Source organism: Streptomyces sp. GL_140 (assembly GCF_057834465.1).
The window spans coordinates 4,776,094-4,790,454 of record NZ_CM174404.1; the positions used below are offsets into that span (position 1 = coordinate 4,776,094).

Genomic DNA, 14,361 nt, shown 5'->3' on the forward strand with positions numbered 1-14,361 from the left:
GGCGGGGCCCCCGCAGCCGGGCGGCTGCGGGGGCCCTTTACGCCGTACGGGGAGCTCGGTACGGCTCCGGTGGTGCTCAGGCGGCGCGGACCTTGCGGTCCGTCTGGGCGGGCACCGCGTGCAGGTGGTCGTGCGCGCAGGTGCGGACCGGCTTGGGCCGGCGGCGGCTGGCGAACAGGCGGGGCAGGGCCAGCGTGACGAAGCCCTCGGCCTGCATCACGGCGAAGCCGATGCGGGGCAGGTCGCGGCTGTTGCGGTAGACCATGAAGCGCGGCTCCCAGCGGGGGCGGAACTTCTCGTTGAACTTGTACAGCGACTCGATCTGGAACCAGCGCGACAGGAAGACCAGCAGGCCGCGCCACATCCGCAGCACCGGGCCGGCGCCGATTTTCTCGCCGCGGGCCAGGGCCGCGCGGAACATCGCGAAGTTCAGCGAGACCTTCTCGATGCCGAGCGCGGGGGAGGCCTCCAGGGAGGCGACGATCAGCAGCTCGTTCATGCCGGGGTCGGCGGCGCGGTCGCGGCGCATCAGCTCCAGCGACATGCCGTCCTTGCCCCACGGGACGAAGTGCAGGACGGCCTTGAGGTCCTTGTACGGGCTGGTGTCGCCCTCCTCGACGCGGTGCGCGGTGGCGATGAAGCAGTCGCCGTCGCCCTCCTCGCCGACGCGGCCCAGGGCCATGGAGAAGCCGCGCTCGGTGTCGGTGCCGCGCCAGGCCTCGGCCGCGCCGCGGACCTGCTCCAGCTCCTCCTCGGTGAGCTCGCTGACCCGGCGGACCTTGGTGGTGTAGCCGTTGCGCTCGATGCGCTTCACCATCTGGCGGACGTTGCGCATGGGTCGGCCGGCCAGGGAGAAGTCTTTGACGTCGACGATCGCCTCGTCGCCGAGCTCCAGGGCGTCCAGGCCGGTCTCGCGGGTCCAGACCTCGCCGCCGGTTTCGCTGCAGCCGACGACGGCGGGGGTCCAGGAGTGGGCCTTGGCCTCCTCCATGAACCGCTCGATGGCGCCGGGCCAGGCCTCGACGTCGCCGACGGGGTCGCCGGAGGCGAGCATCACGCCGGACACGACGCGGTAGGTGACGGCGGCCTTGCCGCTGGGAGAGAAGACGACGGCCTTGTCGCGGCGGAGCGCGAAGTGGCCCAGGGAGTCGCGGCCGCCGTGCTTGGCGAGCAGCTCGCGCAGCTTGGTCTCGTCGGCGGCGGTGAGCCGGGCGGCCGGGTGCTCGGGGCGGAAGGCCAGGTAGATGGTGGTGACGGCGGTGAGCATGCCGAGGGCGCCGAGCGAGTAGCCGACGGTCCAGGAGACCCGGCCGGCGTAGTCGACGGGACCCTCGAAGCCGAAGAGCCCGTAGACGACGTGGCTGATCTGCTCATAAACACCCGGATTGCCGACGACCTTGCCGGGGTGCGAGTTGACGATGACCAGGCCGAGGCCGATGGACCCCGCGCTCATCAGCACGAAGTTCGCGAGCGCCTTCCAGCGGCTGCGCGGGTCCGGGAGCGCCTTGAACTCATTCTGGTGGCGCAGGAGGAGCGCCAGCAGTACGGCCGCGATGACCAGGCCGATGAGGGAGTGGCGGTACGCGAACTGTGCCGCGGCTCCGGCGGGGAGCAGCACCACTGCTGCCCTCCAGGCGCGGCGCTTGCGACGCTTGAGGCCGTGGGCCAGCAGCAGGATGAGTACGCCCGCGCTGATGGCCAGGGCCGCGGCGAAGGGGCCGAGGGAGCCCGGAAGTACCTCGGTGACGGCATGGATGCGGCTGTGCCTGAAGCGGGGGAAGACCCCCGCGGCGATGTCGAGCAGGCCGACGACCATGACGGCCGTGCCCACCAGACCCGGGACGGACTCGGGTCGTGGCCCCTGGAAGATTCGGCGGACCCGCTCCGGAACCTGTCCCGACTTATCGCCATCTATCCTGCTAGACATCGCTTCCCGTTGCTCCGCGAGAGATCATGTGGCCGAAGGCCGCGACAGCCTCCGGAGTGTGGTGCGTCCCCTAGGACGACATCGAGGGGGAGCGGGTTCACTCATCCTCGAGAAAAAAACTAGTCCTGCCATAGAAAGTCGACTGACTGCTCATGGGTCTCACCAGTAATACGGTCCTGGCGTTGGCCATCATCGCCGGTGTGCTGCTCTTCGCGGCCACGGTGTGGTTCTGGCCGAAGCTCGCGGGCCGCTCCTGGCGCGCGGTCCTCGGCCGGATCGGCCTCCTGCTGGCGGCCCAGCTGGCGCTGTTCTCGGCGGTGGGTCTCGCCGCCAACAAGTCCTTCCTGTTCTACGGGTCCTGGGCCGACCTCTTCGGCCAGGAGACGTCGATCGGCAAGGTCGTCGACCGCGGTATGAGCAGCGCCGACATCAAGGTCGTCGACAAGCAGAAGCTCGACGTCCCGGGTGGCGCGAAGCCGCAGGTCGCCGGGCAGATCCTCAAAGTTGCCATAACGGGTCAGAAGTCGAAGATAACGAGCCCCGGGTACGTGTGGCTGCCGCCGGAGTACTTCCAGCCGCAGCACAAGGACCAGAACTTCCCGGCCTCCATCGTCCTCACGGGTTACCCCGGAACGGCCGAAAACCTGATCAAAGGGCTGAACTATCCGATGACGGCCTTCAAGGAGGCCAAGGCGGGCAAGATGAAGCCGATGATCCTGGTCATGCTCCGTCCGACGGTGGCGCCGCCGCGCGACACCGAGTGCGTGGACATCCCGGACGGCCCGCAGACGGAGACCTTCTTCGCCCAGGACCTCCCGCAGGCCATCACGGACACCTTCCGGGTCGGCAAGAAGCCGCAGAACATGGGCTTCATCGGGAACTCCACCGGCGGCTACTGCGCCCTGAAGATCGCCGCGCACTACCCGGAGACCTTCGGCGCCGCCGCGGGTCTGTCCGCGTACTACGAGGCCGCGGACGACGCGACGACCGGTGACCTGTTCCTCGGGGACGCGAAGCTGAAGGCGCGCGCGAACGTCCTGGAGTCGATCAAGGCGAAGAAGCCGACCGGTACGTCCTTCCTCGTCACCAGCAGCGAGAAGGGCGAGCCGAACCTGGCGGACACCAGGAAGTTCGTCAAGCTGGTGAAGTCCCCGGACCGGGTCTCGTCGATCATCCTCGACAGCGGCGGCCACAACTTCAACACGTGGCGCCGCGAGATCCCGCCGATGCTGGTGTGGATGAGCAACCGCATCGAGGCGTGACCGGGGGCCGGGCCCAGCCCCGGCCCCGCTCCCGGCCCCGGCTCTCAGGCCTCCTGCAGATCGGCCCGGCGCAGCGCCCGGTGGACCCCCTCCGGGGTGAGTACGCCGATCAGCTCGCCGGAGTCCGGATCCGTGACCCCGATCCGGCCCGAGTCCTCCTGGAGCAGCAGCGCGAGTGCCTCGCGCAGCGTCGCCCCCAGCGCCACTTCGGCGGTGGGGGCCTTTGCGTCGGGGCCGGCGTCGGCGGAGTTCAGGTCGGCCGCCGCCACCTGGGTGACGGAGAGCCGCTTGAGCCCCCGGTCGGCGCCGACGAACCCGGCCACGTACTCCGTCGCCGGAGCGGCCAGCACCTCCGCCGGGCGGGCGAACTGCTCGATGGTGCCCGAGCCGTAGACCGCGATGCGGTCCCCGAGCCGGATCGCCTCCTCCAGATCGTGCGTGACCAGCAGGATCGTCTTGCGCACCGTCTTCTGGAGGGTCAGGAACTCGTTCTGGAGCCGTTCGCGCACCACCGGGTCCACCGCGCCGAACGGCTCGTCCATCAGCAGCACCGGCGGATCCGCGGCGAGCGCCCGGGCCACGCCGACGCGCTGGCGCTGCCCGCCGGACAGCTGCTCCGGGTAGCGGCCCCCGTAGACGGCCGGATCCAGCCCCACCAGTTCGAGCAGCTCGGCCGCCCGCGCGCGGGCCTTGGCCTTGGGGGTGCCGATCAGCTGCGGGACGGTGGCCGTGTTCTCCAGCACCGTCTTGTGCGGGAACAGCCCGACCTGCTGGATGACGTACCCGATGCGGCGGCGCAGCTCGACCGGATCGGCGGCGGCGATGTCCTCGCCGTTCAGCAGGATCCGGCCGGACGTCGGCTCGATGAGCCGGTTGACCATTTTCATCGTGGTCGTCTTGCCGCAGCCGGACGGGCCCACCAAGGTGACCAGTTCGCCCTCCGCGACCTCGAAGGACAGGTCCGCGACGGCCGTGGTCCCGTCTGGGTAGCGCTTGGTCACTTGCTCGAATCGGATCACAACACCATCCTTCCCTACCCGCCCGGACCCTTTGTGAAGGGCGTGTTGCCCGAGTGCGAAGGTTTCCGGCCATTGACGGTGGTGGGGGTTATGGTCGCTCCTACGTACGTTCGGTGACCGGGGGTGAAGAGCGCATGGCCGGGCAGAGCTGCCTGGTGGCGAACGACTGGATCTGCTGGGAGTACGTCACCTCCCGGTCCCAGGAGCTCACCGACGCCACCCTCGAACACGTCTGGATCACGGGTGTGTCGGTGCTGATCGGCCTGGCCGTATCCGTCCCGCTCGCCCTGCTGGCCCGCCGCGGCCGCCGCTGGGCGGCCCCCGTCCTCGGCATCACCACCCTGCTCTACACGGTCCCCTCGCTCGCCATGTTCTCCCTGCTGCTGCCGGTGTTCGGCCTCTCGGCGGCCCTCGTGGTGACCGGCCTGGTCCTGTACTCGCTGACCATCCTGGTCCGCAACGTGCTGGCCGGCCTGGAAGCCGTCCCCGAGGAGGTACGGGAAGCCGCGCGCGGGATGGGGTACGGGCCGGGCCGGCTGCTGTGGCAGGTTGAACTGCCGCTGGCGCTGCCCGCGCTGCTGGCCGGTGTCCGGATCGCCACCGTCTCCACGGTCGCGCTGACCACCGTCGGCTCCATCGTGGGCAAGGGCGGCCTGGGCAATCTCATCGCACCCGCCGTGAACAATTCCTTCAAGGCCCAGGTGCTCACCGCCTCGGTGCTGTGCGTGCTGCTCGCGCTCGTCGCCGACCTGGCCCTGCTCGGTGCCCAGCGGCTGCTCACGCCCTGGACGCGGGCGGCCCGCGTGAACGGGGAAGGCTGATGGGAGTGCTGGGACAGGCCTGGGACTGGCTGGCGGACGGCGCGAACTGGGCCGGGGAGAGCGGGGTCTGGCACCGGCTGGGCGAGCACGTGTACGTCAGCGGCATCGCCCTGGCCCTGGCCTGCGCGGTGGCCCTCCCGACGGGGCTGTGGCTCGGGCACCTCGGCAAGGGCGGCGGCCTCGCCGTCAACGTCTCCAACATCGGCCGGGCCGTCCCGGTCTTCGCGGTGCTGGCCCTGTTCATGGTCTCCCCGCTGCGCAACGCCGGGTACGTGCCCACCATCGCCGCGCTCGTCCTCTTCGCGATCCCGCCGCTGCTGACCAATGCCTACGTGGGCATGCGCGAGGTCGACCGCTCGGTGGTGGAGGCCGCACGGGGCATGGGCATGTCCGGCGGCCAGCTCTTCTGGCGGGTGGAACTGCCGCTCGCGCGCTCCCTGGTGATGACGGGTCTGCGCTCGGGCGCCGTCCAGGTCATCGCCACGGCCACCATCGCCGCGATGGTCGGCCAGGGCGGCCTCGGCCGGATCATCACCGCCGGCTTCAACACGTACAACACCCCGCAGGTCGTCGCGGGTGCCCTGCTGGTCGCGGCGCTGGCGCTGCTGGTGGAGGGCGCGCTGGTGGCGGCGGACCGGCTGCTGCCGGGCGCGGCCGCCCGCTGACCCGGTGCCCCCGCCCTGTCCGGTGCCCGACCTCCGGCTTCCCGGCCGCCGGCTTTGCGACCCCGGGCTCCCCGACCGCCGGCCGACCGGACTCGACTTCCCCGTTTTCCTCGAAGGAGCAGACATATGAGCAAGTCCACGCGCGTCCTCGGCGCGGCCCTGGGGGCCGTCGCCCTGACCGCCTCGCTCACCGCGTGCGGCGGTGACAGCCTGGAGAAGTCCAAGGACGGCGGTTCCTCCGCGGCCGCCTCGGCCGAGGCCGGCAAGGGCGGCAAGCTGGTGATCGGCGCGGCCGGGTTCACCGAGTCCAACGTCCTGGCCGAGCTGTACGCGCAGGTCCTCAAGGACGCCGGTTACTCGACCTCGATCACCACGGTCAACAACCGCGAGCTGTACGAGCCCTCGCTGGAGAAGGGCGAGATCGACGTGGTCCCGGAGTACGCGGCCACCCTCGCCGAGTTCCTGAACGCCAAGGTGAACGGTGCCAAGGCGCCCACCGAGAAGCCGGTCGCGTCGAGCGACGTGGCGGCCACGGTGGCGGCCCTGGACAAGCTGGCGGCCCCGCTGGGCCTCAAGGCGCTGCCGGCCGGACCGGCGGTCGACCAGAACGCCTTCGCGGTGAGCAAGGAATTCGCGCAGAAGAACAATCTCAAGACCCTTTCCGACCTCGGTAAGTCGGGTCTCAAGGTGAAGATCGCGGCGGGCGACGAATGCGCTGTTCGGCCCTTCTGCGCACCCGGCTTGCAGAAGACATACGGAATCGATGTTTCCGGTATTGACCCGAAGGGCGTCGGAACCCCCCAGGCCAAGCAGGCGGTCAAGGACGGCGCGGACCAACTGGTCCTCACCACCACCACGGACGCCACGCTCGACAGCTTCGGCCTGGTCCTGCTGGAGGACGACAAGAAGCTCCAGAACGCCGACAACGTCCTGCCGGTCGTCAATGCCAAGGACGCCGGCACCCCGGAGCTCGCGGCCGCCCTCGAAAAGCTCACCAAGACCCTGACGACCGCAGACCTGGTCGAGTTGAACCGGAAGGTGGATGCCGAGCGCGCCAAGCCGGCGGATGTCGCGAAGGCCTATCTGGACTCCAAGGGACTGGTGAAGAAGTAGGAGTTGGGCCTTTGGTGAGGAAAGTCGAGAGGGGGAACGGGTAACTGCTCGGAAACAGATTGCCGGGCTGCTACCCAACACCCTGTCCACGCCCTGTAAATTTCAGGCCATGCCCCGTGGACGCCACCGCAATCCCGAACCTCTTCACCGGCTGCTGACGCCGACGACCGTGGCCGGTGTGTCCGCCGCCGGCGCGGGCGCGGCCTGGCTGCTCGCGGAACCGATGGCGCTTCGGCTGCTCGTCGTGTTCACCGCGGCAGCCGGGGTCGCCGGGGCCGTCGTCATGCGGTCCTGGGACCGCGCGGCCGGACGCCGGGTCGCGGAGCTCGGGCGCGAGCGGGTCAAGGACGAGTGGCGCACCGAGGAGCGGATAGCCGAGCTCGAGTCCGACCTCGAAGAGGCGCGGGTGCTGCGCGGCAAGCTCGACGCCAAGCTGCGGGCCAAGCGGGTCGAACTCGCCGGTCTGCGCGGCGAGCACGCGGCGCTGTTGCGGCGGTACGCCACCGCCGAGACCGAGCGGGCGAGCGCCCTGGAGCGCCGCCGGCTGCTGGCCATCGAGGCCGCCGCACCGGCCCCCGCGGCGCCCAAGGAACTTCCCCCCGTCTCCGAGGAGCGCACCTCGGCCGGCGCGGCCACCGCGGTCGGCTTCGCCCGCGCCAACGCCGCGCTGGTGGCGCTGAACCGCAGGACGCAGGGGTCGGCGCGGGAGCTCCCCGCGGGCTCCGCCGCGCCCGAGCCCTCCGCGGCGCCTTCTCCGGAGGCGCACGCCCGGCCCGCGGTCACCGGTCCGGCGGCCGCCGTCCCCGCACGGCGCCTCGCGGCCGCGGTGGCCCCGTACTCCCAGCAGCGCCGCTCCGCCTCGCGCGTCGAGGGCGGCTTCGACTTCTTCGGCACGAAGACCGCGGCGCAGGCCCGCGCGGTCATCGAGTCCGTACAGAACGAGGACCTGGCCGACGTGGTCGGCGCGGAGGTCCTGGCGGTGCACAAGGCGGAGTCCGCGCAGGGCGCGGAGCCGGAGTTCAAGCCGGCCACCGCCGAACACCGCGCCGTGGGCCAGGTCATCGACCTGACGGCCCACGACGAGACGGAGCCGATCGACGTGGTCCAGCTGCGGACCGCGATCTCCTAGGCCGTCGGCTCAGCGCAGGCTGTCGAACCAGCGGACCGCCTGCGGGGCGGAGCGGACGGCCGTGACCACGTGGGTGGCGTCGGCCCCCTGGTCCACGACGGTCGCGCGGACCCCGTGCCGGGCCAGATCGGCTGCGCAGGCGCGGGCGTTGGCGATGGGGACGTCCGTGTCGCCCGCGCCCGTGTAGAGGCGCACGGGGACGGCGGGCTTCCAGTCGCAGCTGCCGTCGTTCGCGGTCAGGGCCGTACGGAAGGCTCCGCGCGGATCGCGGAGGTTCGCGGCCCACTGCGGGGTGAGCAGCTCGTCGGGGGTGGCCGGGAGACCCGCGACGATCTCCTCCTCCGTGTGGTTCCCGTCGAACAGGTTTTCCACAGCCTGTGCATACGGTGCGCGGAACACCTCGGCCGGGTCCTTGTAGAGCGGGTGCAGGCGGTTCTGCGCGGTGAGGAAGTAGGAGAGGTAGAAGACGGCCGTCCTCGGCTCTACGCGGCCGTCGACGATTCCGGGGATCTCCGAGCCCGCCAGATCGTACGGCCCGGCCATGGGCGCGAGCGCGCGCAGCCGGAAGCCGTCGCGGCCCCGGGACAGTTCGCGGCCCAGCGCCATGGCGACCTGGCCGCCCTGGGAGAAGCCGGTCGCGTACACGTCCCGGGTGACGGGCCTGCCGAGCCGCCCGGCGGCGCTGCGGGTGGCCTTGAGCATGTCCACGGACGCGGTGACGGCGGACGCGGTGTCCATGTACGGGTGGCTGCCGGGCCCGCCGCCCAGGCCGAGGTAGTCGGGGGCGGAGACGGCACGGCCCGAGGCGGCGTGCAGGTACGGGGTGAGCCGGTTGTCCCCGGGACCGGCGGAGGGCGCGGAGGCACGGCTCGCGACCGTGCCGTGCGTGTCGGAGACCAGGTCGAGGCGGGCGGGCCCGCGCTGCGGCAGGACCAGGAGCCCGGTGGCGGTGGTGGGCCGGCCGTGGGGGTCCACCGTGGCGTACGTCAGCCGGTGGGCGGTGATTCCGTAGCGGACGGTGGACCCGTCGATGCCGAGCCCGGAGAGCCGGGAGACGACCTCGGCGCGGGTCAGGGTCTCCACCGGGGTGATGGAGATGAGGCGGCCGCGGTCGCGCTGCGCGGCGTCGGTGCCGACGGAGGTGGAGGCGGTGGCGTCGGCGTGGGTGCCGGAGAGGGCGCCGGTGGCGGCGTAGGCCGGGGCGGCGAGGCCTCCGAGGACGGCGGTGAGGGCCACGGCCGCGGCGCTGCGGCGCAGCCACTGGCGACGGCCGTGCCGCTGCCTGTCCTGCGGGGTGCCCGGCGGGGTGCTCGGCGTGGTGTTCGTCGGGTTGCTCGGCGTCGTGTTCGGCATGCTCCGAAGCTACGGTCGCCCCGGCGCCCCCGACATCCGGCCGCCCCCACCCCCGCTACGGGGGCCAACCCCCTTACGCGGCAGCCCCGTCGGGCCGCCCCGCCTCACTGCGGCCAGGCCCCGATCCCGACCGGCTGGACCAGCCAGCCGAAGTCGCCGAGGCCGCCGCGGGCGGTGAGTTCCGCCGCCTCGCCCGCCGCCGACAGGGCGCGGACGTAGGCCGCCGGGTCCGTCGAAGCCAGGGCCAGCGGGGGGCGCGACCCCGAGACGCCCAGGGCGGACAGGGCCTGGCGCTGCGTCAGCAGGGCCGCGCCCGGGCCGGCGCAGGCATCCAGTGCCACGTGGGCCGTGACGTCGCAGCTGCCGTCCGGGACCGGCGGAACCTCCCGGCCGGCCCGGAACCCGGTCAGCGTGCCGTACGGGGGCCGGGTGTCCCGGGTGTGGGCGTAGTCCACCGCCACCGCGAGCCCCCGCTCCACGGTCGCGACGGCCGCCGCCCAGGCCTCGTCGCGCGGCCTGCCGATCTCGGCGGGGCCCGCGCCGGGCCACCACCGCTCCAGCCAGGCCAGGTCCCGCCCGTCCACAGGGCCGCCCTCGCTCTGCGCACCGTCCCGCGCGACCTCCACGTAACGCCCGTTCTCGGCGAGGTCCAGCGGTACGTTGTCGAGCCATTCATTGGCGAAGAGCAGGCCCCTGGTGCCGCCGGGCGGCTCCTGGACCCATTGGATCCGCGGGTCGAGCCCGTCCGGCCGTTCCGCGCGCTCCACCCCGTACGGACGCACCCGCTCCGCCGTCCCGGACGGCAGCGCCGCCAGCACCCCGGTCAGCAGCTCTCCCCGGCCCGCCCCGACGTCGACCAGGTCCAGCTCCTCCGGAAGGCCGAGCTGCTTGTCCACCCACAGCAGGAGCCGGGCAACGGCCCGCGCGTAGAGCGGCGAAGCGTGCACGGAGGTGCGGAAATGCCCGGCGGGGCCGGGCTCGCCGGGGCGTACGTAGAACCCGTCCGGCCCGTACAGCGCACGCTCCATCGCCGTCCGCCAGCGGACGGGCCGCGGTGCCGGATCCATCGAATCACTGGCTTGACCCTGAGTGCTCATCGCAGAAAGGTTATGGTCGCCTCCACCTCCGGTAGTACTCGTCCGGGATGCGGATCGCCCCTGTGGTTGACTCCAGCACCTATCGGCTTTCCCTACTCTGGGTTACGTGCAGCGCCTCTACGATTTCCTCCGCAGACACCCGACGGGCGTCGACAGCTTCTGGGCTGTCATCCTCTTCGGGTTCTCGATGGCTGTCGTGGCTTCGGAACCCGACAGCGGACGCCACAACCTGATCGTGGTCCCGTGCGTGGTCGCGCTGAGCACCGCCGTGGCCCTGCGCCGCAAGCACACCGTGCCGATGTTCTGGCTCACGGTTGCCGGAGGCCTCTTCCAGCTGTCCATCGGAGCCGATGCGAGCCTCTACGACTTCGCGATGCTGGTCATCCTCTTCACGGTCGCCGCCGCCGACGTGGCGCGCTGGGTCTCGCGCACCGCCCTCGGCTGGGGGCTGCTCGCCTCACCCCTGTACTTCCTGATCCACGGGGTGGACAAGGACGAGTCGGCCACCAACAGCGTCTTCTTCGTCCTGTTCCTGGCGATCCCCTTCGCCCTCGCCTGGGTGATGGGCGACTCCCTGCGCACCCGGCGCGCCTACTACGCCCAGCTCGTCGAGCGGAACCAGCGCCTGGAGAACGAGCGCGCCGCCCAGGCCAAGGTGGCCGTCGCCGCCGAGCGCGCCCGGATCGCCCGCGAGCTGCACGACGTCGTCGCGCACAACGTCTCCGTGATGGTGGTCCAGGCCGACGGCGCCGCCTACGTGATGGACGTGGCCCCGGACCAGGCCAAGGAGGCCCTCCAGACCATCTCCGCCACCGGCCGCCTCGCGCTCGCCGAAATGCGCCGCCTGCTCGGTGTCCTGCGCACCGGAGAGCCTCAGGAGTCCGAGGACTACGTGCCGCAGCCCGACGTCGAGCAGATCGAGGTGCTGGTGGAGCAGGTGCGGGCGGCCGGGCTCACGGTGGACTTCGAGGTCGAGGGAGCCCCGCGCAAACTGCCCAGCGGGGTCGAGCTGACGGCGTACCGCATCGTGCAGGAGGCGCTGACGAACACGCGCAAGCACGGCGGCCCCGACGCCAAGGCCAGCGTGCGGCTCGTCTACTTCGACGACGGGCTCGGCCTGCTCGTCGAGGACGACGGCCGGGGCGCGGCCCACGAGCTGTACGAGGACGGCGGTGCGGACGGCGCCGGACACGGACTCATCGGTATGCGGGAACGCATCGGTATGGTCGGAGGGACCCTGGACACGGGCCCCCGGCCCGGTGGCGGCTTCCGGATCAGTGCCCTGCTCCCGCTCAAGAAAAGGTGATCATGTCCTACCCCTCCAGCCCCTCCATCCGCGTGATGCTGGTCGACGACCAGGTGCTGCTGCGCACCGGCTTCAGGATGGTCCTCGCGGCACAGCCCGACATGGAGGTCGTCGCGGAGGCGGGCGACGGCCTGGAGGCGCTGGAAGTGCTGCGGGCCACCAAGGTGGACGTGGTGCTGATGGACGTCCGCATGCCCCGGCTCGACGGGGTCGAGGCCACGCGCCGCATCTGTGAGCCCGAGGAGCATCCCAAGGTCATCATCCTGACCACCTTCGACCTCGACGAGTACGCGTTCTCGGGTCTGAAGGCGGGTGCGAGCGGGTTCATGCTCAAGGACGTCCCGCCGGGCGAGCTGCTCGCCGCGATCCGCTCGGTGCACAGCGGGGACGCGGTCGTGGCCCCGTCCACGACGCGCCGGCTGCTGGACCGCTTCGCGCCGATGCTGCCCTCGACCTCCTCGGAGCCGCAGAACAAGGAGGTCGAGCGGCTGACGGAGCGCGAGCGCGAGGTCATGCTGCTGGTCGCCCAGGGGCTGTCGAACGGCGAGATCGCCGCCCGGCTGGTCCTGTCGGAGGCCACGGTGAAGACCCACGTGGGCCGCATCCTGACCAAGCTGAGCCTGCGCGACCGCGTCCAGGTCGTGGTCCTTGCCTACGAGACGGGCCTGGTCCGCGCGGGCGGCGGCGGGTCGCTGTAGCCCAGAGCCGTAGCCCTGGCCGTGGCCCTGGCCGCACGGATTCGGGTCACGGCATCAGGTCACGGCATCAGGTCGCATCAGGTCATCCAGCGGTCCGGCCGTGCCGCGGCCCTGGAGGTACGGGAGCGGGCCGCCTGGGCGTGCAGCAGCCCGGCGGCCTCGGCCGCCCCGCGCAGGCGGGCCGTGACGGTCCCGTTCGCGCCGGTGTCCACGTGCACGTCGGCCACGCCGCAGGCCCGCTCCCACGGCCCCTGGGAGTAGCGCACGCTCTGCACCTTGGCGTGCGGGACGATCTCCGTACGCCGGCACAGGCGGCCCCGGCGGGTCGCGAACACGTCCTCGGAGACGGCCAGGCCGTACCCCTTCCACCACACCGGCACCACCCAGCGCGATCCCTGCCGGGGCGACGGGGTGAAGACCAGCCCGGCGAGGTCCACGCCGGGCAGGACGCGGGCGACGACGGCGTGGGCGGTGGCCCGGGTGGCGATCGGGACCAGGACGTCGTTCTTCGAGCCGGCCACCGCCAGCTCCACCCGGACCCAGCCGCGCCGCCGCCACAGCAGCGGCTCGACGATCCGTACGGTCTGCACGCGGCCCGGCGGGACCGTCTCGTGGGCCCGGTCCAGCAGCCCGTGGTCCAGGCGCAGCCCGTCCGGGGACTCGGCGACGGTCCAGTCGTACTCCGTGAGGAAACGGCCCGCGCTGCCCGACCAGACCGCGCCCAGGATCGGCAGCAGGGCGGCGGCCGCGGCCCAGGGGTTGGAGCTGAACCACCACACCGCGACCGGGGCGGCGAGTCCGCCGAGCACGGCCGCCCAGGCGGAGAGGGTGAGCGTCATCGACACCGCGAGGTCGCGCGGGGTCACGCGCAGCAGCTCCCGCTCGGGGGCCTCGCCCAGCACCACGGCCTCGGCCGGGGTGAAACCGGCCGCGCGGGCCAGCAGCTCGGCGCGCAGGGCGACGGCGTCGTCCTCGCCCAGGAAGGACAGCTCGTCCTTCTCGTCGGTGCCGATGACGTCGAGGCGGAGCTTGGCCACGCCGGCCACGCGGGCCAGCAGCGGGCGGGTGACGTCGATCGCCTGGATCCGGTCCAGGCGGATGTGCGCGGTCCGGCGGAAGAGGAGCCCGCTGCGGATGCGCAGTTCGGTGTCGGTGACGGCGTAGTGCGTGAACCACCAGCTGAGGAACCCGTACACGCCGAAGACGAGGATCAGCGAGACCAGTGCGACGGCCCGCAGGGCCAGGGAGAGGGCGGTGACCCACTCGGTGACGTTCTCGCCCTGCTGGACGGCGACGCCGAGTATCGCGGCGATCGGCACCCAGGCGCGGCGCAGCGGCGTGAGGAAGTGCAGCCGCCGCTCGACGGGCGACGCGGCGGCTTCGGCCGCTTCGGCCGCTTTGTCGGGCGCCAGCCCCGCGGGCGGCGTCGCAGGTGCTCCGGACTCCGAGGTCACAGGCCCGCCGACCTTGCCTCGCCGAGCTCGGTCAGCCGGTCGCGCAGCCGCTCGGCCTCCTCGGGCGCGAGCCCGGGGATCTTCGCGTCGGTCGCGGCGGCGGCCGTGTGCAGCTGGAGGGAAGCCAGCTTGAAGCGCCGCTCCAGCGGCCCCGAGGTCACCTCGACCAGCTGCATCCGCCCGTAGGGGACCACCGTCTGGGCGTGCCACATCACGCCCCGGGTGATCAGCAGGTCGTCGGCGCGTTCGGCGTAGCGCCAGGAACGCCAGTTCCGGCCGAGCAGCCACCAGCCCCAGACCAGGACCAGCAGCCACAACCCCCCGGCCGCGGCCCAGACCGGACCCGCCACCAGCCCCAGCACCAGGGCCGTCACCAGGGTGAACAGTCCCGTCCACAGCACCAGCAGCAGCCGCCGCAGGGTGAGCAGCCCGCCCGGCAGCCCCACCCACTCGGGTCGGCCCGTCTCACCCAATGTCCCCGTTTCCATCCCCCCAGCCTATGGCTGAGAGAATGCGC

Annotated in this window: 13 protein-coding genes; 7 read left to right on the top strand and 6 right to left on the bottom strand. The window is 72.1% G+C overall.

The genetic code is table 11. The features are described from left to right. Positions 1-76: 76 nt before the first annotated feature. Entirely contained in the window at positions 77-1,927 is a 1,851-nt protein-coding gene (locus tag AC3IYJ_RS22170; protein WP_489396523.1) for a phosphatidylglycerol lysyltransferase domain-containing protein, read from the bottom strand. Positions 1,928-2,079: 152 nt separating this feature from the next. On the opposite strand from AC3IYJ_RS22170, the gene AC3IYJ_RS22175 reads away from it, so the two are divergent. Continuing rightward, complete coding sequence (locus tag AC3IYJ_RS22175; protein WP_489396524.1) at positions 2,080-3,189, top strand: alpha/beta hydrolase; 1,110 nt, start codon at positions 2,080-2,082, stop codon at positions 3,187-3,189. 44 nt (positions 3,190-3,233) lie between these two features. Here AC3IYJ_RS22175 and AC3IYJ_RS22180 read toward each other — a convergent pair whose 3' ends face one another. Further along, positions 3,234-4,208 (bottom strand): ABC transporter ATP-binding protein, encoded by a 975-nt coding sequence (locus tag AC3IYJ_RS22180; protein ID WP_489396525.1) that lies wholly within the window; start codon positions 4,206-4,208, stop codon positions 3,234-3,236. Between the two features lie 134 nt (positions 4,209-4,342). Here AC3IYJ_RS22180 and AC3IYJ_RS22185 point away from each other — a divergent pair, with 134 nt between their 5' ends. The 4 genes from AC3IYJ_RS22185 (at position 4,343) to AC3IYJ_RS22200 (ending at position 7,936) form a co-directional block, all read left to right on the top strand. Then, positions 4,343-5,029 (top strand): ABC transporter permease, encoded by a 687-nt coding sequence (locus AC3IYJ_RS22185; protein ID WP_489402884.1) that lies wholly within the window; start codon positions 4,343-4,345, stop codon positions 5,027-5,029. After that, the gene (locus tag AC3IYJ_RS22190) at positions 5,029-5,694 is read left to right on the top strand and encodes an ABC transporter permease (protein WP_489396526.1); all 666 of its coding nucleotides are present in this window, start codon (positions 5,029-5,031) and stop codon (positions 5,692-5,694) included. The genes AC3IYJ_RS22185 and AC3IYJ_RS22190 overlap by 1 nt, the downstream gene beginning before the upstream one ends. Positions 5,695-5,820: 126 nt before the next feature. Further along, positions 5,821-6,807, top strand: coding sequence for an ABC transporter substrate-binding protein (locus AC3IYJ_RS22195; protein WP_489396527.1), 987 nt, complete (start codon positions 5,821-5,823; stop codon positions 6,805-6,807). Positions 6,808-6,916: 109 nt separating this feature from the next. After that, positions 6,917-7,936, top strand: a complete 1,020-nt coding sequence (locus tag AC3IYJ_RS22200) for a coiled-coil domain-containing protein (RefSeq protein ID WP_489396528.1) — start codon at positions 6,917-6,919, stop codon at positions 7,934-7,936. Positions 7,937-7,945: 9 nt separating this feature from the next. Here AC3IYJ_RS22200 and AC3IYJ_RS22205 read toward each other — a convergent pair whose 3' ends face one another. Together AC3IYJ_RS22205 and AC3IYJ_RS22210 are read right to left on the bottom strand one after the other, a co-directional pair. Beyond that, on the bottom strand, positions 7,946-9,289 hold the full coding sequence (locus AC3IYJ_RS22205; protein ID WP_489396529.1) for a lipase family protein: 1,344 nt from the start codon (positions 9,287-9,289) through the stop codon (positions 7,946-7,948). A 104-nt stretch (positions 9,290-9,393) separates the two neighbouring features. After that, positions 9,394-10,386, bottom strand: coding sequence for an SAM-dependent methyltransferase (locus AC3IYJ_RS22210; RefSeq protein WP_489396530.1), 993 nt, complete (start codon positions 10,384-10,386; stop codon positions 9,394-9,396). A gap of 106 nt (positions 10,387-10,492) precedes the next feature. Here AC3IYJ_RS22210 and AC3IYJ_RS22215 point away from each other — a divergent pair, with 106 nt between their 5' ends. After that, a complete protein-coding gene (locus AC3IYJ_RS22215; protein ID WP_489396531.1) occupies positions 10,493-11,692 on the top strand; it encodes a sensor histidine kinase in 1,200 nt (399 codons plus the stop codon). A 2-nt stretch (positions 11,693-11,694) separates the two neighbouring features. Further along, positions 11,695-12,390, top strand: a complete 696-nt coding sequence (locus AC3IYJ_RS22220; protein WP_489396532.1) for a response regulator transcription factor — start codon at positions 11,695-11,697, stop codon at positions 12,388-12,390. 77 nt (positions 12,391-12,467) lie between these two features. Here the strand turns inward: AC3IYJ_RS22220 and AC3IYJ_RS22225 are convergent, their stop codons facing one another. Further along, a complete protein-coding gene (locus AC3IYJ_RS22225) occupies positions 12,468-13,844 on the bottom strand; it encodes a PH domain-containing protein (RefSeq protein ID WP_489396533.1) in 1,377 nt (458 codons plus the stop codon). Then, positions 13,841-14,332: a PH domain-containing protein gene (locus AC3IYJ_RS22230; protein WP_489396534.1), complete on the bottom strand. Its 492-nt coding sequence runs from the start codon at positions 14,330-14,332 to the stop codon at positions 13,841-13,843. Before AC3IYJ_RS22230 ends, AC3IYJ_RS22225 begins: the two co-directional genes overlap by 4 nt. Between the last annotated feature and the right edge of the window lie 29 nt (positions 14,333-14,361).

Bases quoted from the DNA above. Each gene is read 5' to 3' on its own strand.
- AC3IYJ_RS22170 (WP_489396523.1), bottom strand. From the start codon at position 1,927: ATGTCTAGCAGGATAGATGGCGATAAGTCGGGACAGGTTCCGGAGCGG.
- AC3IYJ_RS22175 (WP_489396524.1), top strand. From the start codon at position 2,080: ATGGGTCTCACCAGTAATACGGTCCTGGCGTTGGCCATCATCGCCGGT.
- AC3IYJ_RS22185 (WP_489402884.1), top strand. From the start codon at position 4,343: ATGGCCGGGCAGAGCTGCCTGGTGGCGAACGACTGGATCTGCTGGGAG.
- AC3IYJ_RS22190 (WP_489396526.1), top strand. From the start codon at position 5,029: ATGGGAGTGCTGGGACAGGCCTGGGACTGGCTGGCGGACGGCGCGAAC.
- AC3IYJ_RS22195 (WP_489396527.1), top strand. From the start codon at position 5,821: ATGAGCAAGTCCACGCGCGTCCTCGGCGCGGCCCTGGGGGCCGTCGCC.
- AC3IYJ_RS22200 (WP_489396528.1), top strand. From the start codon at position 6,917: ATGCCCCGTGGACGCCACCGCAATCCCGAACCTCTTCACCGGCTGCTG.
- AC3IYJ_RS22205 (WP_489396529.1), bottom strand. From the start codon at position 9,289: ATGCCGAACACGACGCCGAGCAACCCGACGAACACCACGCCGAGCACC.
- AC3IYJ_RS22210 (WP_489396530.1), bottom strand. From the start codon at position 10,386: ATGAGCACTCAGGGTCAAGCCAGTGATTCGATGGATCCGGCACCGCGG.
- AC3IYJ_RS22220 (WP_489396532.1), top strand. From the start codon at position 11,695: ATGTCCTACCCCTCCAGCCCCTCCATCCGCGTGATGCTGGTCGACGAC.
- AC3IYJ_RS22230 (WP_489396534.1), bottom strand. From the start codon at position 14,332: ATGGAAACGGGGACATTGGGTGAGACGGGCCGACCCGAGTGGGTGGGG.